This window comes from Moraxella sp. CTOTU46934, from assembly GCF_031979465.1.
Taxonomy (GTDB): Bacteria; Pseudomonadota; Gammaproteobacteria; order Pseudomonadales; family Moraxellaceae; genus Faucicola; species Faucicola tetraodonis.
Genome location: NZ_DALZEG010000001.1, coordinates 177064 through 199092 on the forward strand (window position 1 = coordinate 177064; position 22029 = coordinate 199092).

21 protein-coding genes are annotated in these 22029 nt (G+C 43.7%); 13 read left to right on the forward strand and 8 right to left on the reverse strand.

Annotated elements, in window-relative coordinates; translation table 11 throughout:
- Nucleotide 1 precedes the first annotated feature (1 nt).
- From nuoM to RTN07_RS00800, 3 genes are all read left to right on the forward strand, one after another.
- Entirely contained in the window at nt 2–1588 is a 1587-nt protein-coding gene (gene nuoM / locus RTN07_RS00790; RefSeq protein ID WP_312174824.1) for an NADH-quinone oxidoreductase subunit M, read from the forward strand.
- Nucleotides 1589–3109: an NADH-quinone oxidoreductase subunit N gene (locus RTN07_RS00795; protein WP_312174827.1), complete on the forward strand. Its 1521-nt coding sequence runs from the start codon at nt 1589–1591 to the stop codon at nt 3107–3109.
- 94 nt (nt 3110–3203) lie between these two features.
- Nucleotides 3204–4043 carry a ferredoxin--NADP reductase gene (locus tag RTN07_RS00800; RefSeq protein WP_312174830.1) on the forward strand — a complete coding sequence of 280 codons (840 nt, stop codon included), beginning with the start codon at nt 3204–3206 and terminating at the stop codon, nt 4041–4043.
- A gap of 88 nt (nt 4044–4131) precedes the next feature.
- Here the strand turns inward: RTN07_RS00800 and RTN07_RS00805 are convergent, their stop codons facing one another.
- Nucleotides 4132–4848 (reverse strand): hypothetical protein, encoded by a 717-nt coding sequence (locus tag RTN07_RS00805; protein WP_312174833.1) that lies wholly within the window; start codon nt 4846–4848, stop codon nt 4132–4134.
- Between the two features lie 347 nt (nt 4849–5195).
- Here RTN07_RS00805 and RTN07_RS00810 point away from each other — a divergent pair, with 347 nt between their 5' ends.
- The 4 genes from RTN07_RS00810 (at nt 5196) to RTN07_RS00825 (ending at nt 8681) form a co-directional block, all read left to right on the forward strand.
- Nucleotides 5196–6107 carry an energy transducer TonB gene (locus RTN07_RS00810; protein ID WP_227522787.1) on the forward strand — a complete coding sequence of 304 codons (912 nt, stop codon included), beginning with the start codon at nt 5196–5198 and terminating at the stop codon, nt 6105–6107.
- Nucleotides 6108–6137: 30 nt separating this feature from the next.
- Nucleotides 6138–6842, forward strand: coding sequence for an HAD family hydrolase (locus RTN07_RS00815; RefSeq protein ID WP_312174835.1), 705 nt, complete (start codon nt 6138–6140; stop codon nt 6840–6842).
- 101 nt (nt 6843–6943) lie between these two features.
- A protein-coding gene (gene prfB, locus RTN07_RS00820; protein WP_312174837.1) for a peptide chain release factor 2 occupies nt 6944–8039 on the forward strand; the annotation gives its coding sequence in 2 pieces (ribosomal slippage) (nt 6944–7015 and nt 7017–8039; 1095 coding nt in all).
- 105 nt (nt 8040–8144) lie between these two features.
- Nucleotides 8145–8681, forward strand: a complete 537-nt coding sequence (locus RTN07_RS00825; RefSeq protein ID WP_007115485.1) for a gamma carbonic anhydrase family protein — start codon at nt 8145–8147, stop codon at nt 8679–8681.
- Between the two features lie 97 nt (nt 8682–8778).
- On the opposite strand, the gene RTN07_RS00830 is transcribed toward RTN07_RS00825, so the two are convergent.
- From RTN07_RS00830 to asd, 3 genes are all read right to left on the reverse strand, one after another.
- Nucleotides 8779–10524 (reverse strand): hypothetical protein, encoded by a 1746-nt coding sequence (locus tag RTN07_RS00830; RefSeq protein ID WP_312174843.1) that lies wholly within the window; start codon nt 10522–10524, stop codon nt 8779–8781.
- Between the two features lie 157 nt (nt 10525–10681).
- Nucleotides 10682–12133 carry a type IV pilus assembly protein FimV gene (locus RTN07_RS00835; RefSeq protein ID WP_312174845.1) on the reverse strand — a complete coding sequence of 484 codons (1452 nt, stop codon included), beginning with the start codon at nt 12131–12133 and terminating at the stop codon, nt 10682–10684.
- A gap of 440 nt (nt 12134–12573) precedes the next feature.
- On the reverse strand, nt 12574–13716 hold the full coding sequence (gene asd / locus RTN07_RS00840) for an aspartate-semialdehyde dehydrogenase (protein WP_312174848.1): 1143 nt from the start codon (nt 13714–13716) through the stop codon (nt 12574–12576).
- A 317-nt stretch (nt 13717–14033) separates the two neighbouring features.
- Between asd and RTN07_RS00845 the strand changes: the two genes are divergently transcribed.
- The 5 genes from RTN07_RS00845 (at nt 14034) to RTN07_RS00865 (ending at nt 18120) form a co-directional block, all read left to right on the forward strand.
- Entirely contained in the window at nt 14034–15164 is a 1131-nt protein-coding gene (locus RTN07_RS00845) for an endonuclease/exonuclease/phosphatase family protein (protein WP_312174851.1), read from the forward strand.
- A gap of 512 nt (nt 15165–15676) precedes the next feature.
- Nucleotides 15677–16429 carry a ribulose-phosphate 3-epimerase gene (gene rpe, locus RTN07_RS00850; protein ID WP_312174854.1) on the forward strand — a complete coding sequence of 251 codons (753 nt, stop codon included), beginning with the start codon at nt 15677–15679 and terminating at the stop codon, nt 16427–16429.
- A gap of 35 nt (nt 16430–16464) precedes the next feature.
- Nucleotides 16465–16773, forward strand: a complete 309-nt coding sequence (locus RTN07_RS00855) for a hypothetical protein (RefSeq protein WP_099807756.1) — start codon at nt 16465–16467, stop codon at nt 16771–16773.
- A gap of 117 nt (nt 16774–16890) precedes the next feature.
- Nucleotides 16891–17211, forward strand: a complete 321-nt coding sequence (locus RTN07_RS00860; protein WP_007115494.1) for a hypothetical protein — start codon at nt 16891–16893, stop codon at nt 17209–17211.
- Nucleotides 17212–17397: 186 nt separating this feature from the next.
- Nucleotides 17398–18120: a hypothetical protein gene (locus tag RTN07_RS00865; RefSeq protein ID WP_312174859.1), complete on the forward strand. Its 723-nt coding sequence runs from the start codon at nt 17398–17400 to the stop codon at nt 18118–18120.
- A gap of 94 nt (nt 18121–18214) precedes the next feature.
- On the opposite strand, the gene rluB is transcribed toward RTN07_RS00865, so the two are convergent.
- Entirely contained in the window at nt 18215–19078 is an 864-nt protein-coding gene (gene rluB, locus RTN07_RS00870) for a 23S rRNA pseudouridine(2605) synthase RluB (RefSeq protein WP_036591148.1), read from the reverse strand.
- 234 nt (nt 19079–19312) lie between these two features.
- Here rluB and RTN07_RS00875 point away from each other — a divergent pair, with 234 nt between their 5' ends.
- Nucleotides 19313–20011 carry a DUF805 domain-containing protein gene (locus RTN07_RS00875; RefSeq protein WP_312174861.1) on the forward strand — a complete coding sequence of 233 codons (699 nt, stop codon included), beginning with the start codon at nt 19313–19315 and terminating at the stop codon, nt 20009–20011.
- A gap of 61 nt (nt 20012–20072) precedes the next feature.
- Here RTN07_RS00875 and scpB read toward each other — a convergent pair whose 3' ends face one another.
- Genes scpB through RTN07_RS00890 form a run of 3 tightly spaced genes read right to left on the reverse strand, consistent with a single transcriptional unit; the run spans nt 20073 to nt 22026 of the window.
- Complete coding sequence (scpB, locus tag RTN07_RS00880) at nt 20073–20618, reverse strand: SMC-Scp complex subunit ScpB (protein WP_312174863.1); 546 nt, start codon at nt 20616–20618, stop codon at nt 20073–20075.
- Nucleotides 20615–21403: a segregation and condensation protein A gene (locus tag RTN07_RS00885; protein WP_076774468.1), complete on the reverse strand. Its 789-nt coding sequence runs from the start codon at nt 21401–21403 to the stop codon at nt 20615–20617. Before RTN07_RS00885 ends, scpB begins: the two co-directional genes overlap by 4 nt.
- Nucleotides 21400–22026: a nuclease-related domain-containing protein gene (locus tag RTN07_RS00890; RefSeq protein ID WP_099807762.1), complete on the reverse strand. Its 627-nt coding sequence runs from the start codon at nt 22024–22026 to the stop codon at nt 21400–21402. Before RTN07_RS00890 ends, RTN07_RS00885 begins: the two co-directional genes overlap by 4 nt.
- Nucleotides 22027–22029 lie beyond the last annotated feature (3 nt).

Genomic DNA, 22029 nt, shown 5'->3' on the forward strand with positions numbered 1-22029 from the left:
TATGCAAAATAATCTCTTATTACCCGCCTTGATATTTATTCCAATCATTGCAGGTTTTCTGTGCTGGTTGGTTGAAAAAGTTGATGAACGTTTACCTCGTTGGATTGCGTTCCTTGGCATGCTATTAACGTTTTTGATTACGGTAGCTATTTGGCAAAACGGTAACTTTATTGGTTCAGCACAAACCATTGCTGAGGTGACTGCTAAACCGACTTGGTTGGCAGAGTTTCAATTACCTTGGATGCCCTCATTGGGGGTCAGTTTCCATCTAGCCATTGATGGGTTATCGCTGTTGATGGTGAGCCTAACAGCCTTCTTAGGTATGATGGCGGTGGCGTGTTCATGGGGTGAGATTACTCGCCGTGTGGGCTTCTTCCATCTTAATCTACTTTGGAGCTTGGGCGGTATTATTGGTGTTTTCCTAGCAATCGATATGTTCTTGTTCTTCTTCTTTTGGGAGATGATGTTAGTTCCTATTTATTTCTTGATTGCAATCTGGGGACACAATGCGATTGGCGGTAAAACCAAAGAATATGCCGCAACCAAATTCTTTATTTATACCCAAGCATCGGGTCTGATTATGTTGATTGGTATTTTGATTTTGGTGATGATTCATGCATCAACCACAGGTCAAATAACTTTTAACTATATGGACTTGCTAGGTACAGATCTTGGCAAATGGCAATACCCAATCATGCTGATGTTCTTTATTGGCTTTGCGGTTAAATTACCAATTTTCCCACTGCATGGCTGGTTACCCGATGCGCACGCACAAGCACCGACTGCAGGCTCGGTGGATTTGGCGGGTATTTTGATTAAAACTGCGGCGTATGGTTTATTGCGGTTTGTCCTACCACTATTCCCAGAAGCCAGTGCTCAGTTTGCACCGATTGCGATTACTTTGGGCGGTATTGGTATTTTCTACGGGGCTTGGCTTGCGTTTATGCAGCAAGATATCAAGCGGTTACTGGCTTATACCAGTATTTCACATATGGGTTTTGTGGTACTTGCGTTGTATGCCGGTACGTTAATTAGTTTCCAAGGCTTGATGATTCAAATGTTGGCACATGGTCTTAGCTCAGCGGCATTATTTATCATGAGTGGTCAGCTTTATGAGCGTCTACATACCCGTGATTTGAGCCAAATGGGGGGTATGTGGGGTCAAATGCGTTATTACCCACCGTTACTTATGTTCTTTGCTGCGGCATTATTAGGTATTCCAGGTACCGGTAACTTTATTGGTGAGTTCTTAATTCTTTTAGGATCTTTTGCCTCGCATCCTGTGGCAGTGGTGTTTGCTACCTTTAGCTTAGTCGTTGCCGGTTTATACGCATTAATTATGATTTATAAAGCATTATTTGGTACGCCAACAGCGACGATTGAGAAAATGTCACCGATGCGTGATATCAATGCGCGTGAAGCGGCAATCTTGTTGGTGCTTGCGTTTGGCTTAATATGGTTAGGTCTATATCCCCAATTATTCTTAGATACCTCTGACCATAGTATGCACTGGATTAGTCAGGCATATCATGTCCAGCAAGTTGCACCTACTTCTCAAGAGCCATTTGCTCATATGGAGGTAAAATAGATGAATCCTATTATTCCATTTGCTAGCAATGTGTTCATGCCATTGTTTCCAATGATTTTAATTTCAATTACCACGGCGGTGGTGATGATTACCATTGCCATGAAGCGTTCAAATTTTGTGGCAGGCACCCTTAGTGTCATTGGTCTTAATGCCGCCTTGTTTGTTGTGCTGATACAGTTATTGGGTGGCAATCCTGATAGCATGTTGCATGGTCTTTATGAGTTATTTACGCCATCGCAAGGCTTGATTGCTCCCTTATTTGTGGTTGATAGCTTTGCCCAGTTCAATATGGTGATTATTTTAATCAGCTCATTGGCGTGTTTTACCTTGGCGTATGGTTATATTGAGGGCTATGGCGACAACAAAGAAGAATTGTATTTGCTAATGCTTATCTCAACATTGGGCGCGCTGTTTATGGTATGCGCTGATAACTTAGCCTCTTTCTTTGTCAGCTTAGAGTTATTGTCGGTACCGCTATATGGTATGTTGGCTTATACTTATGCGCGTGGTAAATCGTTAGAAGCGGGTTTCAAATACCTCATTTTATCGGCGACAGCCTCTGCTACCATGTTGATGGGTATGGCATTAATCTACTCAAACACAGGTACTTTATCCTTCCGTCAAATTGGTATGGCAATCGTACCCATGTTTCAAAATGGTATCGTTATGCCGATTTTGGTGGTGGGGACTGCATTAATGTTATTTGGTATTGCCTTTAAACTCTCAGCAGTACCATTCCATACTTGGACGCCAGACGTTTACCAAGGTGCGCCTGCGCCTGTGGCGACTTTCTTAGGCAGTGTTTCCAAAGTAGCTATGATGGCGTTAGGGTTACGTTTCTTATTGTCGACGGCAACCTTAGCCTTGCCAGCAGTCAATACCTTGATTGTGGTGATTGCCAGTTTATCGATGATTATCGGTAACGTACTGGCGCTTCGTCAGCACAATATAAAACGTCTGTTAGCCTATTCATCTATTGCGCACATCGGCTATGTGTTAGCGATTATCAGCGCAGTGAAAGTTGAATCAGCAGGTTTTGTCAGCCTTTACATGGCAGTGTATGCGTTTACCACCATTGGTGCGTTCGGTGTCGTGACTATCATGTCAAGCCCGTACAAACGTCAAGGTGAAGCAGAGTTAGTTGAAAACTTCCAAGGGATTTTTTGGCAACGTCCTGTGCTAACCGCTGTATTGACTGTGATGCTATTATCATTGGCAGGTATTCCATTGACCGCCGGGTTTATCAGCAAATTCTTTGCGATTTTTGCTACGGTTTCAGCGCAAAGTTGGTGGCTCACTGCCATGATTATCGTGGGTAGTGCAATTAGCTTGTATTACTATCTAAATCTTATGGTCACCTTGTTTAGACGTCCCCAAGAAGTACAGCCGCACGATGCGGTCAATCATTGGGGTATTCAAGCAGGCGGCATCATGGTGTTGTTGGTGACGTTAGCGGTATTGTACTTCGGTATTTTCCCCGAAACATTATCAAAAATTATCACGCTAGTTCGCATATATTAATCCAATTTTAGTACTGCGACATAAAAAAGCGTATCTTAGTTCATTAAGGTACGCTTTTTTGTTTATAATGATGCAAAAAAATGGTCAAGATAATATGTCAGATGATAAAAGTATTCGCGTTAAAGTGATTGAAGTGACCCGTTGGGCGCCCACCTTGCTAAGTTTTAAAGTCACGCGTCCCGATGGCTTTAAATTTACCGCAGGGCAATTTGTTAGGCTCGGTATCCATGGCAAAGATTTACAATATTTTGCACAAAACCATGAGACCAAATTAATAACTTCTGAGACGCAAGATAAGCCCATTGACCTTGATGGCTATGTGTTTCGCGCGTATTCCGTCGCATCTTCGCCCTATGATGAATTTATTGAATTTTTCTCGGTGGTCATTCCTCACGGGGAATTCACCAGTAAGGTTAATCATATCCAAGTGGGCGATAGCTTATTGCTCAATACCACGCCATTTGGCTATTTGACCTTAGCCCGCTACCAGTTACCTCTGCCTAATGATTTGTGGTTGCTGGCAACAGGCACGGGTCTAGCCCCATTTTTATCGATTTTAAAGACCATCGAGGTATGGCAGCAATATCAGCGCATTATTTTGGTGTACAGCGCACGCACCTCGCAAGAGCTTGCTTATCAAGCGGAGATTGGGTCAATTAAGTCAATCTATGGCGACAATGGGGCAGCGTTTGTATTTTTGCCCATTGTCACGCGGGAAGCGGATTATGCGGGGGAAAAAGCACGGGTTCCTAACCTGATATTGTCGGGAAAATTAACCGAGTTGGTAGGGCAAAAACTGGATAAAGAGCGCAGTCACGTGATGCTGTGTGGTAACCCACAAATGGTCGAAGATACCAAAGAAGCCTTAAAATCGATTGGATTGACCATGAATCGCCGCGGCGAAGGCAATATCGTCGTTGAAAACTATTGGTAATCATCTCTTTAATTGGCAAAACACAATCGTTAAAAAAATTGGTGAAACAAAAGCGGTAAAGGATGAGGGTTGATAGCGATGAAAAATACTAAGCCGCTTTTGTTGCGTTATTGGTCACTGCAGGATTATCCGCTTCGGTAATCAATTGATCATTACTACCTATATTGAGAATTTCACCGACGTTGGCATTAGCTCTCATTAGGAGCTGCTGTTCAGCAAGATAGCCATGATTCACCTGCACCTTGCGCAGCGTTGCCATGATTTTTTCGTTTTTCTTCAGCCAGCGACCAATATCGAGATACAAGATATCATCTTTTTGGTGCACCAAATTGATTTTCTCCAAAATCATGCCGAGCGGGTCTTTCTTTAACACCCGTTTGAAAAACCAAAGCGCCGCATGAATCGCTTTTGATTTCACATAGGAATCTGAATACAAGGCAATGACATCGGTGTCAGTCAATTGCTGAAATACCAAGCGCTGGCGATAACGGTCAAATTGGGCATGTACCACACCTAAATTGACAGCAAGGTCAGCGTAGATGCCTTTATAGTTAACCGTTGCATACAGTCGAAGCCAGCCTTCATGAATCTCTAGATGCATACTCAATATCGCTTTGACTTTTGCCACCACAAATTTTTGAATGGCATCGTTCAGCTGTTTTTCGGTGGCGGGCACGATAAACTCTTGACCGGCAAAATCTTCGATTTTCTCATACCACGTTTGTGATTTTTGTATCAGCGCACGTGCGATTTCTTCAGAATGGGTGGCAAAAAATTCATCCAGTTGCGTTTTGCTCGTTATCACTATCGTTTCTCAGTTTTTTTATATTTATATTGAATGCTATTATTGTAGTCAGTTTTTGGGCATTGTAAAGTTGCTAATCATAAAGTCGCTAATCATAAAGTCGCTGGCCCGTCTACAAAAAATCTTTTACCAGTAATTAGGTACCATAAATTGGTAAACATTGATTACTACTTATTAATGGCTCACCACTCATTGCTGATGGCGTATGAATTTAGCTTCAGCCAAGGTTTGATTTAATCTATACTATCTGCGCGTTATAATACATGGGTGATTTGTATTTTTTTAGCAAGGTTGTAGTGCTAGTTTCCTAGTGATAGTGTCCTAATCGTTCAAAGGGTTATAGTTTGGTGTATAGCAAAGACAGTCACCGTGATGTTTTTCAAAAGTTAATGCCACATACCGCGGCTTACAAAGACAGCGTCACGCTATTTGCTATCATTACGGCGGTGGCAATTCATGCGGCTGTTATTTTTGGTATCCAATTTGAAGATAAAAGCTCACCCACCGCAGCGGTGCAAGAAGTCACCACGGTGTTGACCGAAAATCTGCAAAAGAATGAAAAAGCCGATTTTATTGCCAATGCCGGCCAGCAAGGTGGCGGTGAGTCCAACGAAAAGCTACGGCTTGAAAACAATACCATGAGTCCTTTAGAAGACCAAGCAATCAATGAAACCGATGATATCGTGAGTCAAGAACGTCAAACGCGTCAACAAGCGTTTCAAGAAAGTTATCTACGTACCACGTTAAGCTTTGAAAAAATCCGCAGAGAAAATAATAATAAAAAACAAGATGATAGCGAAAATCTAGCCGCGCAAGAACAGCGAGTACAGGCACAAATCGCCACCCTTGAAACCAAAATCAGCAGTAACCGCCAATTACTAGCCAAAAAATCTGCGGTCAAAACTATCAGCAGTAACTCCACCACCACGGGTGAAGCCGCGCGCTATATCGAGAATTTTCGCCAACAAGCCTATCATATTGGCAACCAGCAATATCCCCAAGAAGCCCGCGCCAAAGGCATCAAAGGCGATGTCATGCTGATGGTGATTATCGAGCCTAACGGGCAAGTCAAATCTATCAAAGTGTTACAGTCATCAGGCTCTACCATCTTGGATGAAGCAGCAAAAAATTCGGTGCGTAAAGCCGCGCCATTTGGTAAGTTCTCAAAACAAATGCAAGATTATTTGGAGCTGCGCATTATCCGTACTTGGCGATTTGGTGATACCTTAACCGTCGATGACCAAAATCCCGCAATTTAACTTTTCACTAACTATGCTAAAGGCTGTCCTATGTCAACCGTACTACACAAAGAATTGGCGCTATTTGACCTCGATAACACCCTCATTGATACCGATAGTGACTATATGTGGGGCGAGTTTTTGGTCAAACATAATTTGGTAGAAGAATCGCTGTATCGTGCTAAAAATCGGGAGTTCTATGAGCACTATATCGCAGGGACGTTAGATGCGGTCGTCTATAATGAATTTGTGGCAGGCTTTTTAAAACAGCATACTTTAGCCCAGTTACATGAATGGCGTGAACAATATTTGCAAGATGAAATCGCGCCAAAAGTGCGTCCAAAAGCGGTTAACGCTATCCAATCACATTTACAAGCGGGGCACGATGTAGTAGTGATTTCCGCCACCAATGCCTTTGTGGTCGAAGCGATTGCTAACAAATTATTTTTGGTAGAGGAAGATAATATTTTAGCCACTGAACTAGAAGTCACCGAGCAGGGGTACACGGGTAAGGTCGCAGGGCAGCCAAACTTTAAAGAAGGCAAAATCATTCATTTAAAAAATTGGATTGCTCAAAAAAATTCGCAAGGCATAACATACACCAAAACTTATGCCTATTCGGATTCAAAAAATGATTTGCCGCTATTAGAATGGGCAGATGTGGCGATTGCGGTATGCCCCGATGATACTCTACACGCGCATGCCTTAGCGCATCATTGGGCAGTGGAAGATTGGTCGATGAAAGCACAGGCGTAGTAGGCGACAGCTAAGATTAATGGCAACAGCTAAGATGAATCCAGTGACAGATTCAGGTATAATAGCGCATTTTTCATAGTAACACGTTAAGGTAACCTCGCATGGAAATCAACCCGTATTTAGAGCATATCAAAGGCTTAACAGACCGTGGCAACCAGCTTCGGGGGTATCTTTGACATCGAAGCCAAGCAAGAGCGTTTGGAAGAGGTCAATTTAGAGCTTGAAAACCCAGAATTGTGGAGCGACCCAGAGCGTGCCACCAAAATCAGTAAAGAAAAATCGCAGCTTGATAATGTCATTGGCGTGATTACCGCTTTAGACGACAAGTTAGAAGATGCCAAAGCCATGATTGACTTAGCGGTGGAAGCCGATGATGCGACCTTATTGGCAGACGTACAAGCGGAACTCGATGAGGCCGAAGCCAAAGTCGCAGATTTAGAGTTTAAGCGTATGTTTAGCGGTGAGATGGATGGCAACAACTGCTATGTTGATATCCAGTCAGGCTCAGGCGGTACCGAAGCACAGGACTGGGCAGAGATGCTGCTGCGGATGTATTTACGCTGGTGTGAATCACATGGCTTTAAAGCCGAAATCATGGAACTATCAGCAGGTGGTGTCGCAGGGATTAAGAGCGCATCGATTCATGTCAAAGGTGACTATGCGTTTGGCTGGTTACGTACCGAAATCGGCGTGCATCGTTTGGTGAGAAAATCACCGTTTGATAGCAACAACGGTCGCCACACGTCGTTTGCAGCGGTGTTTGTATCGCCTGAAATTGATGATAATATCGAGATTGATATCAACCCTGCCGATTTACGCATCGATACTTATCGCTCAAGCGGTGCAGGCGGTCAGCACGTTAATACCACCGACTCTGCGGTACGTATCACCCACCAACCGACAGGGATTGTGGTTGCGTGTCAAAATGAACGTAGCCAGCATGCCAACAAAGACACGGCAATGAAAATGCTACGCGCCAAACTGTACGAGCGTGAAATGATGCAGCGTATGGAAAAGCAACAAGCGCTAGAAGAAACCAAATCGGATATCGGTTGGGGTAGTCAAATTCGCTCGTATGTGCTGGATGACTCGCGGATTAAGGATTTGCGTACGGGAGTGGAAACTTCCAATACACAGGCGGTGCTAGATGGTGATTTGGATAAATTTATCGAAGCGAGCCTAAAAGCAGGGCTTTGATTTAACTGCGTTGTCTACAATAACCCATTGCTAATTTATCCGCACTTGCTAAAATTAGAGGGTCAATTTTTTAGTTGACACTCTTTTTTTTCATAAGGATTTGATATGCTGTACCAATGGCAAGACAAAACACCCACTTATCAGGCACCCTTCACAGGCTGGGTCGCAGACTCTGCTGAAGTCATAGGCGATGTGCATTTAGCTGATAACGTCAGTGTGTGGTTTGGCGCGGTGATACGCGCGGACAATGCGCCGATTTATTTGGGCAAAAATAGTAATGTGCAAGAAAACAGTGTGATACACACCGATGAAGGTATCGCCGTCACCATTGGCGAAGGCGTGACGATTGGACATTTGGCGATGCTACACGGCTGCACTGTTGGTGATAATAGCTTGATTGGTATCGGTGCGATTGTGCTCAATAATGCCCAAATCGGCAAAAACTGCATCATCGGTGCCAATGCGCTTGTTACCGAAAATATGAAAATCCCAGATAATTCCATCGTGATGGGTAGCCCAGCTAAAGTTGTCAAAACCTTGCCGCAGGCGCGCGAAGTGATGCTTCAGCTATCCGCATTACATTATGTTGAAAAAGCAAACGCCTTTAAAACGGGACTTAAACCCATAGCGATTGAGTATTAAGTTTTTTGCGTATTAAGTTGTTATAAAGTTAATTCAAAAAAAATTTGACTAAAAAAAGGATAGTCAATTTACTATCCTTTTTTTATGCAATACATGATTAAGCAATACGTTGTCTTAACGCTGTAGCACGTTCTACCAACGCCGTGTTGTTGCTATCTTTGATTTCATCAAGCAAGCGTTTGGCACTGTCGTATTCCCCTAAATTCACATACTGTTCTGCCAAATCTACGTTTAACGTATCCGTGTCGATATCCTTAATCACATCGAGTATCGCTGATAAATCTTCAACAACTGGCGCAGTTGTTAGGCTTGCCTTATCTGCAATCGATGTCGTTTTAGGACTAGCGATTGGGGTCGTAGTTGTTTGTGTATTTGCTTGAGTGGCTGCCTGAGTAGTTGAGTCATCAAAAGACAAATCAAACATGTCATCTGAGATAAGTAGCGAATCAGATGGTTTAGGGGCGTTGACTTCTGCCAAGTCAACGACAGGCTCAGCGACCGATGGGGTAGCAGGCTTGGCTAGTGAAGCCGCTTCTGCTTGGCGTAGTAATTCATCATCCAAAGCAAACGATGCAATATCTGTGGCTTCATCACTGGCAACCGGTACAGAAGTTGCTGCATCGGAAGTTAGATTGCTAGATGCTTTGGTATCTGACGCGTCAAAGATTAAGTCGGCTTCTGTAGTAGCGTCATTGATTGGAGTAACCGCTGGCTCAGCGTTCAACTCAAAGTCGAAATCAAAATCATCTGCGATGTTGTTGTCAGCGCTCGGTGCAGCCGTTGGGGTCGTTAGCGCTGGAGCAGTAGCGGTAGGTGTTGATTGCGTCTCTGGTAAACTAAAGTCAAAGTCAAAATCGCTGTCGCTAATAGCATTGTTATTGTTATTGACGTTACTTGCTGACGTGGTTGTAACAGGTTCATCTATCGGCGCAAAAATTTTGGTAGTCGATTCTAGGACAGGGGCAGCGACAGTCTCAGCGGTCGCGGGCTCTTTGCTAGATAGATCAAAATCAAAATCGTCAAAAGTTAACTCATTTGATTGTGATTGTGCCGCTGTAGTCTCGGTAGTAGGCTTAGTTGCAGGTGGGACAGGTACAACAGGTGCAATTTTGGTTTCAGGCACATCGAGTGCAAAGTCAAAATCTAACTCGTTATCGGCTTTGCTGCTAATACCATCAACTGGGTTTGCTGGCTGTGCCACTTGAGTGACGGTCGGCCTGACAACATGTAAGGTACTGTTGATGGCTGGTTTATCACTGTCTTGTTTAAAACCTGGCAAATCAAAATCAAGTCCATCAGGTTCAACAGCTTCAGCGGTATGGGTCATCGCTGTGCTGCGTGCGTTTATCGATTGTTCTTCATCTACCAGCGTTTTTAGGTTATTGGCTTGGGTGGTGAGATCAATATCGTTCAGCGCCAATACTTCTAGGTAGAAGCTATTAAAGTGCTGATAATCTTTGGCTAAAGCATAGGTATTGAGCAAGGTAAAATTCAACCCACTATGTGAGGGGTGGTTTTTTAGCGCGCGACGTAACGTTGTGATGGCGCCATCATAGTCTTGGTTTTGAATCAATTGCTCAGCCGCTTCTAACTCATGCTGCGCACTCTCGGCGGTATTGAGGGTTTGAGCAGCCTGCAAAGTCGATTGCGGCAGGTTAGGCGCAGCATAGGGGCTTGGTTGCTGTGATTGACGTTGCAGTTCTAGTTCGCGTTGCTGTTCAGCCAAGGTTTTTGGACGTTTGACTTGGGTCTGAGTATCAACCGTTGTCTGGCTCTTACCTTTTTTCATCAAAAAAACGCCAGCAACAATTACCAAAATCACCACTGCTGCGATACCTATCATTATCGGATCCATCTTTCACCTCATCGTTACGGTAGATAGTTATCATTAGGGCATAGCAAGATATGAGCTACCGCTTTATGCGACTAATGAATCACCACAAATTTGTTGTACGGTATGAAATGACACAGCACACAGGCAATATCATCCACGCGCTATATTATTTTTTGTTTAACTCTTTTAAGCGTTTTTCTAATTGGGCAAGCTTGGTGTTTTGTATTTTCAAGCGATTTTCAGCGCCCACTAAGTCTTGATTGAGTTTGTTAACTTTAGTGGCTTGCTGGGCGGTAGCTTGGCGTTTTTGCTGCACTTGCGCCGCTACTTGGGATGACGTCCCTTTGCCTAATTTGTTGTTGGTACTTTGACCTTGTACTGAACCATTGGTATGATTAGGTGCGATGATGGTCATTTCAGATTTTTTAGTCGCTGCGTATGGCCGCGGTGTTTTTTGTGCTTTAAGTGTCTTTTTTGTCGTTTTTGGGGTGGCTGGTTGTCTAGTAGCAGATTTTGGTGCTCTGACAGATTTTTTGTTTACGACACGTCTTTTGTTTTGACGATATTGTTGTCGCGCTTTATTGGCCGATTTTATCCCAATTTGTGAAGGCACTACTTTGTATTTTGGTATTTGTAATTGGGTATTGGCGACAAGTTTGCTTGGGTCATTATCTGGGAACGCGGTCGGGTTGGCTGCCATGATATCTGTCATCACTTGATCCACATCTTTGCGGTTTGCTGCTGCGATATTACTGGCGATGGTCCAAAGGTTGTCATTGCGCTGTAGTGTATAAGTGGTTGTCTCGCCAATGATTTGCGGGTTCTTGGCGCTATACTTAAATTTGGACTTGTCTGAAGGTTGATTGCCATAACTAGCTGCCGGGCTTGGTAATTGATTGTCTGCGGCGCTGGTTGGGATGGGGTTTTGCATTTGTGGCGCGTCTGGCGTGTAGACAGTGCCATTTGGCTGAACAGATCGAACCGTTCGCGTCTCTTGAATACGCAGGTAGTCACTGTTTTCGCTAGCTTGCGTCATTGGGGCGGCGCCAGCGGGCATACCAGTTGTAGGTAAATTAGGCAGCTGGTTGATGGTGGTTGATGGCAAGGTTATCGGCTGCATGGGCATAGGGTCGGGCGACATAACAGGCAACTGCACAGGATTAGCCGAACCTATGACGATGTTTTGCGCAGGTGATTGCAAAGTCGTGGTATTGGCTTGCGTGGTGATTTTTTGTGCGCTGTCGATGGGCATCAACAAGGTTTTTGGCAGCGTTTTGGTCACGCCATTTTCCGTGATATTGAGCACCACATCAGTAAATGGGGCATTAATCGCACGGTTGGTGGTCAATACAATCTGACCGCCATTGCTACTGGTTGGGACAAATTTGATTTGAATATCGGCATCTTTTGACAAGCCTAGCTGGCGATACACATCAGCTTGGGCGACTTTGACAGAAAAAGTTCTTGGATTGACATCACTGACATTAATACTGGCGTTTAAAGGTTGGTTTTGTTGAGTTTGTACATAAGTATCGCCAATATTGACGGCATAAGCGACAATGGGAAGCGATAAGGGAAAACCCAATACCAAGTGTACAGAGTATTTTTGCCAAGACATAAAAAATCCTTGCTGAAGGTATCATAGCCTAGTTAGGGGTGTTAAAAAATGCCTACTTGTTTGGTTCATGGTAGTCAATATACCGACAGGCAATATTCAAACATCGAATTAATCGATAGTCCAACAACTTGACAAAAGTTTCAGTCAAATTATCTGCTCAACTTTACACTTTTTGTCCAAAACTCTCAATAGTCTGGCTCGCTTATTATTGGCATAAAGCCCGCTGTTGATAGCAATTTGAGCGTGGATTGATGCTTGGATAATGACGCTGTACTATCAATACCCTGACAATACCCTGACAATACCCTGATAACGGCAATCCCTGTTTACTGGTCATGGCGTTTTTTAGGGGTAAATAACAAATTAACACTATCAGGTTTATCTACTCAGGCATAAAAAAACACGCCCTAGTCAGCGTGTTTTTTTATAAAACCTTGGGTTTATAATTGATTGCGGATAATCGCAAGTGTGCGGCGTAATGGCTCTGCCGCGCCCCATAACAACTGATCGCCAACAGTAAAGGCAGATAAATACTCACCACCTAGATTCATCTTACGAAGACGACCTACGGCAACTTTAAGGGTGCCAGTGACCGCGACTGGGGTTAACCGCTCAACCGACGCAGATTTGTCATTTTCTACCACATCTAGCCACTCATTACCACTGTTACGAAGCGCAGCTTCAATTTCTTCTAGAGGGATATCTTTTTTTAGTTTGATGGTCAAGCCTTGTGAGTGACAACGCATGGCACCGATACGCACGCAGATACCATCAATCGGCACAATGTTGGCATTATTTTTGTCTGCATCATTGCCTAAGATTTTATTAGTTTCAACACAGCCTTTCCATTCTTCTTTTGATTGCCCGTTTTCTAGCTGCACATCAATGTAAGGAATTAAGCTACCAGCAAGCGGCACACCAAAGTATTGTTTTGGGAACTCGCTACTACGTTGTAATTCGGCTACTTTACGGTCAATCTCTAAAATTGCGCCTGCCGGATTATTGAGTTCGTCTGCGACGCCATCATGGATGTAGCCCATGCCCTTGATAAGCTCACGCATGTTGTTGGCGCCCGCACCACTTGCCGCTTGGTAAGTCATCGCAGATACCCATTCAACCCAATCGCGTTTGAACAGCTCACCAATCGCCATCAACATCAAAGATACCGTACAGTTACCACCGATAAAGTCTTTTTGACCATTTTTGATAGCGTCGTCAATGACATTGCGGTTGACAGGGTCTAGGACGATGATGCTATTGTCAGTCATACGTAGGGTGCTTGCTGCATCAATCCAGTAACCTGTCCAGCCTTTATCACGTAGCGGTTGATGGACTTCTTTAGTATAGTCACCGCCTTGACAGGTAATAATGGCATCACAAGCCGCTAAAGCCGCTAAGTCATGCGCATCTTCAAGCTTGCTAGGGGCAATGCCATTTGGGGTAGGAGCATCGCCACCGGCATTACTGGTAGAGAAAAACACGGGGGTAATCCCTTCAAAGTCGTTTTCATCCATCATACGTTGCATTAATACCGAACCGACCATTCCACGCCATCCGACCAAACCTACGCGTAGCTGACTCATGATAACCCTTCCTTACTGTAAACAAAATAAAATAAATAGTGCAGAAAATCCACATTGATTTTTCAATTAGTAACCTGTTACCTTGCCTGTATTTGTCATGTTTTGCAAGTGAATTTTTTTTTACATGGGGCATCTATTTGGCTATAGATGGTAGGCTGATAGCGATGTCACGGTGAAAAATAGCGTTTGGCAACACAACTGCAATTTATCAGCCGTATTTTTGTGGCTACTATATCGCCATGCTATTGATAACAAGCTAATGATAACAAGCTAATATTGACCAACGTGAACCGCAATATAACATGAAAGGATAGACAATGACGCTGTTGTTACAGTTGCTAGCAGGTTTTGTGGTTTTTGCAACTTTTTGGGCAACCATCCCTAGGTTTGAATGGTGGTTTAGGGTTGCTGATTTTCCCAGAAATCAATTGATTTTTTTGGGGGTGGTGGCGCTCATTGGCTTACTTTGGCTGGGCGCTTTTGACAGTCGTTGGCAAATTGGATTAATTTTGTTGCTGCTTATTGCACTGGCTATGCAAGCGTACATGGTGTTGCCATATACGTTTTTGTGGAAGAAACAAGTGCAAACGGCAAAGCCAAAATCACGCGATTATCAAGTGAAATTGTTGGTTGCCAATGTGTTGACGACCAATCCAAATAAACACGCTTTGATTGACCTTATCCATACCCATCAACCCGATATTGTATTGACACTCGAAACTGACCAAGTGTGGCAAGACGCTCTAAGCCCCATTGAGGCTGACTATCCATTTAACGTCAAAGTGCCACTCGATAACTTATATGGTATGCATTTGTACTCAAAGCTTGAACTTATCAATCCGCAAGTAAAATATCTGGTGGTTGATGATATTCCATCGATTCATACCCAAGTTCGCCTAGCCATGGGAAAGGTTGTTTGGCTATACTGCTTGCACCCCATGCCACCGAGTCCAACCGAAGCCGATAAATCGGTGACACGGGATGCTGAGCTGTTAATGGTAGGCAAACATATCAACGCCAACGACTTGACGGTGATTGTTGCAGGTGATCTCAACGATGTGGCTTGGTCGCATACCACGCGTATGTTTCAGCGTATCTCAGGGCTACTAGACCCCCGTATTGGGCGAAAATTCATCAATACCTTTCATGCCAGTTACCCATTTTTGCGCTGGGCGCTTGACCATGTTTTTCACAGCAATCACTTCACGCTGGTATCGATGGCGCGTATGCCGAACATTGGCTCTGACCATTTCCCCGTGCTCACTACGTTACAATATGAACCTGAAGTCATGGATGAGCAGCCTGAACCTTTGCCAAGCATCGCCGATCACCAAGAGGCAAAAGAGACCATCAAAGAAGGCGTCAAAGAAGGCGAAAAGCTATCGGAAGCTCAGACTGATAGCGCTAATGATGCTAGCAAATTATTGACAGGCGCATGCGAAAGTTAGCAGCGGGCAAGCTAAAACTGCATGTAAGCATTTGCTTACAACAGATTCCGCCTTTTGCGGCTAGTAACCAACGGTGCAACAACCTACAATGAACTCATCAACACAAGGATGATACCAAGGAATGGTAGTGTTGAGACGCTCAGGATGAGTAATATCATGGAAAGCCAATAATAATAACATAGTTGACATGAAGTGCCCTAAAACCCAAGTCTATTGCCCTAAGACTTGGGTTTTATCTTTTTTGGTACTTATCAATCATAATCTAGCCTAATTTAGCATAGTCTAGCTACCTTGTTTTTTGCTTGTTTTGACTACTTAAATGCAAATTCTGCAAGGCTTATGGCAGATTTATTTTCACGGGCAGCAAATAGTCGCTGTCAATAGTCCTAGTCACCAAATATTAGTCACCAAATAATAGCTACCAAATAATAGTCACCAAATAGTCGAAGTTTTTTAAAATAATCTTTGCTAAAATATCCGCACTTTTTAATCAAAGCTGACGGACAATGACGATGAACCAGTCTGAAATTCTTGAAGACTCACCTAAACAAGCCCCTAATAAATTTGCCCATCCAACTAATAATAGCCAATTTTTGATTGCCCCTTCGATTTTGTCGGCAGATTTTGCCCGTCTGGGCGAGGAAGTCGAGCAGGTTATCGCTGCAGGTGCGGACGTTGTGCATTTTGACGTGATGGACAATCATTATGTCCCAAATTTGACCTTTGGTAGCATGATTTGTCAGGCGCTGCGTGATTATGGGATAACTGCGCCGATAGATGTGCATTTGATGGTGTCACCGGTTGATAGTATGATTGAGCAGTTCTTAAAAGCGGGCGCCAGCATCATTACCTTTCACCCAGAAGCCACGCAACATGTCGATCGCTCTTTACAACTCATTAAAGATGGGGGTGCTGACTGTGGATTGGTGCTCAATCCTGCCACGCCGATACACTATCTAGACTATGTGATGGATAAAGTTGACCAGATTTTATTGATGAGTGTTAACCCAGGGTTTGGTGGGCAAGCATTTATTGATGGCACCCTCAAAAAAATAGAAGCGGTGCGCGAAATGATTAGGCTATCGGGTCGCAATATTCGTCTTGAAGTCGATGGCGGTATCAAAGCCAGTAATATTCGTGCGGTTGCCGAAGCAGGGGCTGATATGTTTGTCGCAGGTTCAGCGATATTTAATCAACCTGATTATCGCCAAGCGATTGACGCGATGCGTGCCGAACTGGCTTTGGTCGGTCGCTTGCCAGCGTAAATGCTCTATAAGGAATCATACATAAGGAAATTGGTATGGACGTTCAATCCCCGTCTTTAGTACCCAAAGGTCTGACAATTGGACTGGCAATATTTGCGGTGTTGCTAGGGTTGGCAGGTTTTGGGTTTAGGTTGATGTTTGGCGATAGTTTATCATCAATGCTGCCCTCACTGGTGAGTACCATTGCGATTTTTTGGTTGGGTATCCCACTGGCTTTTGTCGTGGGTTCACAGGTGTTAAATCGCTACTCAGGGCGTGCGCCGATTCAAAATCGCAATGCATTAACCTTGGGTTTGTTATTTAGCTGTGTGGCGATGCTATGGATGATGGCAGCATATTCGTAGCGGCTCGTTCGGTGAGTCGGCACCCATCAAGACATTGAGATTAACGCCACAAATTGATGCTAGACATTGACGCTATACATAACACCAATCCTCAGTAATTATTTAGGAATTTATTGAATGGCATTGCCACATTATACTAAGCAAGAATTATCGATTTATCCCAGCAATCTTCCAAAAGGCTTAATCAACACACTGATAGTTGCCTGCTTGTTGTTAGGGTTGGCGGCTTTACGCAGTAGCAAGGGAATGCAAGGCTGGCTCAATGTCATCGAAAATTGGGTGTTTATGCTATTGTGGATTCCGCTTGCCGTCACCCTTTGCGCATTACCTTTTAAGTTACGGGATGACAGTTTTGAGCTTAAATTGGCGTATTATCTCGGTATGTTTGTGGCATTCTTATTTGAAATTAATAAACTTCGTTATTGGCATACCATGTAAATATGACAATTTAGGGTAGCAGTTAATAGCTAACAGTTTTGGGCAATACTTTTTTTCGACCGATGAATTTTTAGGCTTAGCCAACGCTAACATGCTTGAATTTTTAAACAGTTGCAATCATAGTAATGCTATATTTGCTTTTTATAGGCAGGCTGTTATTGATAAACAAGCTGTTAAGGCGTATAGATGAATATTTTGCTCAGTGTTTTGTTGACCGTATTGATAAGCTTTTTGGCGTATCGATGGATAAGGCTGGCTTGGTATAAACTGCATGACATGGCAGGTATTGAGGTCGGTATGTCTCAATATTCCGTGCCGCCCACCGCATCACTGGCAAAAGCAGAAACCATGCGCTTGGCGTACCAATCAAACCTGCCAGTTCCCAATACCTTCGGTAGTGATAGCCGTTTTAACTTAATGCCACGTGCTAGCAAAAATGCAAGCAATAAAAAATGGTTTAAAGCAAAAAATCAACAACCGCGATTATCTTCACCTTCGATTTTAGGTATTGATGGCGCGTCAATTGAGCGTTTGCCAACAGCTGCCGTGATGCTGCTTGATACCATCCATGACAAACTTATTCGTTATCAGGATTGGCAACGCGACCAAAGCCAGTCAGCCAATCAACCAGACCATCCGCAAACCCAATGGCTGACTGAAAATAAGTTTGTGGTCAATCGCTTGATAGAGCAGACGATTCCCGAAGCAGTATATCAGTATGACCAAATTGCCAAATATCATCCCAGTCAGCTCAATCAAAAAATTCAGGGGGAGATGACCGCAGGCGAGATGCTAATTGAGGTATTGGCTCGCGTCAATCGGCAATTAGATGAATTGCTTAATGAGATGTTTCATGAAGTCAGCCAGCAATTTGCGTCAACTTATCGCTATGTCAAAAATCGCACGTAGTTGATGGTAGATTAACATTGGTACATTAAAATGAAAAAAGCGTATCAATTTGATACGCTTTTTTTTAAGTTTTTTTGTGTAAATTTTATAGCGGTTAGCTACTTCTTTTTTCTTTATCGCGGCGTAAGTGATGACCGCCGCGGCGCGCTTTTAGCGGTTTTTTCTCAAAGCGTTCTTGGCGGCGTTTGGCAATGCCATAAAGCCCTGTGCCTTGGCGCGGGCGAATGTTGACAAGCCCTGCTAAGGTGTCAATCTCACGGCGATCTAGCTCAAGATAACGACCCGTGCGAAGCTCCCTTGGGAGACTGACAGAGCCGTAACGGATACGCAGCAATCGGCTTACTTTTAAGCCTTGCGATTCAAATAAGCGGCGTACTTCACGATTGCGACCTTCTTTGAGTTTGACTTGGTACCATTTGTTGATACCTTCACCGCCTTTTTCAACGATGTCATCAAACTGTGCCATACCATCTTCTAGCATGACGCCTCGTTTGAGATTTAAGATAATCTCAGGGGTGACTTCCCCCATCACACGCACCGCATATTCGCGCTCTATTTCATTTGATGGGTGCATCAGACGGTGAGCCAGTTCTCCATCATTGGTAAATAGCAATAAACCTGTTGAGTTGATGTCCAACCGACCCACCATTACCCAGCGGTCATGATTTAGGGGTGGCAGGCGCTCAAACACCGTGGGACGACCTTCTGGGTCATGGGCTGAGCAAATTTCGCCTTCTGGCTTGTAATACATCAAGATACGGCGGCGTTTTTCATTTTCTGCGGTATAGCGTAGCAAACGTCCATCGACTCGGATTTCATCGCCCTGTCCGACACGGTCACCAATGGTAGCCACAGTCCCGTTAACACTGACGCGACCTTCGCGAATCACATCTTCCATTTGGCGGCGCGAACCTAAGCCTAGACGGGCGAGCGCTTTTTGCAGTTTTTCGTCTTTCATTCAATAATCCTTTAATAGGTAGCAACATTTCACAATGTTGTGATAGCATGAAACTTCATGCTTGTGCCTATTGTAGGACAAGCGATGGTTGAATGCTAGTATAAAGTCATGTGGCTAAATTTTAACCAGTATTTTAATCAAAAATTGAACATAAATAATGTCACATTGTAAAAATTATTTTACGTTATAATCATCGACATAAGTAAATCAATAACAGCACAGGGAATAATAACAATGAGAGGGCAAATAGCCAATTTTTCGCCGCAACATGGTCAAGGTATCATCATGGCGGAGGACGGAAAAAATTACCCATTTACTAGCCAACAATGGCAACAAGCCACAGCACCGACGGCAGGACAACAAGTAGAATTTAGTGTCGATGCGCAGGGTTATGCAGTGGCAGTTGTCGGTCTTGCCGCAGGCAATGCAGTCAATCTGAACAAACCGATAGATAGCACGATTGCGCCCATCCCTCACGGCTATACAGACAACCCTACAACTGCCAACTATGGTCAAGTTACTCACGCAGCGGGCATGAATGCCGTCAATCCAGCATGGGCGATTGAAGAAAATTATGGCTTTTTTGATTGGGTTAAAAAAAGTCTCAGCAATTATGCCAATTTTAAAGGGCGCGCTAGACGTAAAGAATATTGGTATTTTTATTTGGCGTGGGTCATGTTGTATCTGGGTGGGGCAATTATCGATTATATGATGGGTACTGATGGCATTGTGGCGGGGCTTATTGCTTTGGCTTTGGTGATTCCCAATATTGCAGTCGGTGTTCGCCGTTTACATGATGTTAATAAATCAGGCTGGTGGATGCTCATTGCCTTTGTCCCCATCATTGGCGGGATTATGCTGCTGGTGTGGTATTGCACAGATACCAAGCCGAATGTCAACCAGTGGGGCGCCCCTGCTCGACGCTTGCCTTAATGCATTCTTGATGCAGGGTCTTTAAACAGGGTCTTTAGGAAGCTACCCAGTCGGCAGCTTTTTATATCTCAAGCTGTTGTACATCAGGCAGCTTTGGTAAATCTTGTAAGCTTTTAAGCCCAAAGGCGGCTAAAAACGCTGGCGTGGTATGCAGTAGTGCAGGCCGTCCCAGCGTATCGCGAAATCCTTGCTCAATAATCCAGCCTTTATCAAATAGTTGCCGTAAAATATTGCTCGATACAGTCACGCCACGAATTTGCTCAATATCGCCACGCGTCACCGGTTGTTTGTAAGCAATCACACTTAACGTTTCTAATAGCGCTTGGCTTAAGGTTTCTTGACGCTGGGGAAAAACTTGCTGAATAAGTGGGCTAAAGTCATTGGCGATTTGCAATCGGTAGCCGCTCGCGGTATCGGCTAAGGTTAACGCGCCTTGTGATAGATGCTGCTGCAAGACTGTGAGCGCCATGCTCAGTTGGTTTGGATTAATCGATAGCCAGTGACATAGCTGTTTGGCAGTAATCGGGGTTTCTGAAGCATGCAAAATCGCTTCAATAGATTTGCTATGCTGCTGGGCAAGCTGATGTTGTTGGTTAAAATCGGTCATGACGATGCCCATATCAAGGTTAGTTCGCTTACATCGGAAGCGTTGTCATCCTCTTGTGCGACAAATTTTAGCATCCGCTGTTTTGCTAATTCCAAAATAGCGACAAAACTCACCACCACACCCAGTTTGCCTTGTGATTTATCTAATATGTCGTGGAAAGTGCCTTGACCACGACTTGCCAATATACGGCTAATACTTGCCATACGCTCTGCCAAAGGCACGATATCGGCTTTGACATGGTGCATTTGGTAATCGGGTTTTAGCTGCATTTTGATTAAACTGTCGGCAAGCATGGTGGCAGGATAGGGTGCAATCTCTTTGGCTAATATATCAGGACTTGGCAAACTGGCGTATGCCAAAAACACATCGCGCTCAAGCCGCATTAACGCATCGATACGCTGACTGGCGTGTTTGATTTGGGCGTATTGTTCAAGTCTGTCAATCAGCTGCTTGGTGGGGGTTTTTTCATACTCTGGCCGTTGGGGGCTCGGTAGTAACAATTCGCTTTTGATAGCAATTAAGGTACTTGCCATCAGTAAATAATCGCCTGCCAACTCAAAATGATTGTCATCCAATTCCTCAATATAAGTCAGGTACTGCTCGGTAATCGGCAAAATCGCTGTGGTGGTGATATCAAAGTTATTTTTTTTGACCAAGTACAGCAAAAAATCCAGCGGGCCTTCAAACTGCTCCAGCCAAATGGCAAAGGCTTCAGGCGGAATATAGAGGTCTTCGGGCAGACTTTGAACAGGCGTCTCAAAAATTCGAATGGCTAAATTGGTCATTTGTGATGTTGTTTTTTTAGGTTTTGAATATGCTGATGGCGAGTTTTAAGCGTATTATCAAGACGATTTTTAGCCAATAATTGGCAGATTTGCTGAACTTGTATGTCGCTGAGTTTTTGTTGGTCAAATGACAAAATATAATCTGTGAAGTTTCCCAAGCGACAGATATTGACTGGAAAATTACTTTTTAATTCACATTCACCTGTAAATACAATAACTGAATAAAAAACGTCATTCGGTAAATCTAATAAATTCTCTAATGTTTTGATATGTTTATAATTTTGTCGTAACGGATTTTGGAAAAGATGTTTTTTGCCATAAATGTTTTGCGTCCATTTGGCATCTTTGACTTTACCATAAATCCACCCTTTATAGTTTTTAGTTTCAACCACGAAAATACCAAAACGCGACACATAAATATGGTCAATTTGCGTAGAACCTTCATCAGTTGCTAAAGTGACGTTTTGAAAATCATGGTAGCTATCATGTGGCAGCTTGCGATTAGCAGCTTTTTCAACCATTTTTTCGCCAAACCAACCTTTAAAAGTAGGCGATTTTAAAAAACTAATGATAAGGAAAAGAGGAATTAACCACCAAATTTGTTTTAATAATTCCCATAGCATTTT

What these genes read in the sequence shown, in the direction of transcription:
- RTN07_RS00890 (WP_099807762.1), bottom strand. Translation starts at nt 22,026, where the DNA reads ATGCTATGGGAATTATTAAAACAAATTTGGTGGTTAATTCCTCTTTTC.
- RTN07_RS00885 (WP_076774468.1), bottom strand. Translation starts at nt 21,403, where the DNA reads ATGACCAATTTAGCCATTCGAATTTTTGAGACGCCTGTTCAAAGTCTG.
- scpB (WP_312174863.1), bottom strand. Translation starts at nt 20,618, where the DNA reads ATGACCGATTTTAACCAACAACATCAGCTTGCCCAGCAGCATAGCAAA.
- RTN07_RS00800 (WP_312174830.1), top strand. Translation starts at nt 3,204, where the DNA reads ATGTCAGATGATAAAAGTATTCGCGTTAAAGTGATTGAAGTGACCCGT.
- RTN07_RS00815 (WP_312174835.1), top strand. Translation starts at nt 6,138, where the DNA reads ATGTCAACCGTACTACACAAAGAATTGGCGCTATTTGACCTCGATAAC.
- RTN07_RS00825 (WP_007115485.1), top strand. Translation starts at nt 8,145, where the DNA reads ATGCTGTACCAATGGCAAGACAAAACACCCACTTATCAGGCACCCTTC.
- RTN07_RS00845 (WP_312174851.1), top strand. Translation starts at nt 14,034, where the DNA reads ATGACGCTGTTGTTACAGTTGCTAGCAGGTTTTGTGGTTTTTGCAACT.
- rluB (WP_036591148.1), bottom strand. Translation starts at nt 19,078, where the DNA reads ATGAAAGACGAAAAACTGCAAAAAGCGCTCGCCCGTCTAGGCTTAGGT.
- RTN07_RS00865 (WP_312174859.1), top strand. Translation starts at nt 17,398, where the DNA reads ATGAATATTTTGCTCAGTGTTTTGTTGACCGTATTGATAAGCTTTTTG.
- rpe (WP_312174854.1), top strand. Translation starts at nt 15,677, where the DNA reads ATGAACCAGTCTGAAATTCTTGAAGACTCACCTAAACAAGCCCCTAAT.
- nuoM (WP_312174824.1), top strand. Translation starts at nt 2, where the DNA reads ATGCAAAATAATCTCTTATTACCCGCCTTGATATTTATTCCAATCATT.
- RTN07_RS00795 (WP_312174827.1), top strand. Translation starts at nt 1,589, where the DNA reads ATGAATCCTATTATTCCATTTGCTAGCAATGTGTTCATGCCATTGTTT.
- RTN07_RS00830 (WP_312174843.1), bottom strand. Translation starts at nt 10,524, where the DNA reads ATGATAGGTATCGCAGCAGTGGTGATTTTGGTAATTGTTGCTGGCGTT.
- RTN07_RS00855 (WP_099807756.1), top strand. Translation starts at nt 16,465, where the DNA reads ATGGACGTTCAATCCCCGTCTTTAGTACCCAAAGGTCTGACAATTGGA.
- RTN07_RS00860 (WP_007115494.1), top strand. Translation starts at nt 16,891, where the DNA reads ATGGCATTGCCACATTATACTAAGCAAGAATTATCGATTTATCCCAGC.
- RTN07_RS00875 (WP_312174861.1), top strand. Translation starts at nt 19,313, where the DNA reads ATGAGAGGGCAAATAGCCAATTTTTCGCCGCAACATGGTCAAGGTATC.
- asd (WP_312174848.1), bottom strand. Translation starts at nt 13,716, where the DNA reads ATGAGTCAGCTACGCGTAGGTTTGGTCGGATGGCGTGGAATGGTCGGT.
- RTN07_RS00835 (WP_312174845.1), bottom strand. Translation starts at nt 12,133, where the DNA reads ATGTCTTGGCAAAAATACTCTGTACACTTGGTATTGGGTTTTCCCTTA.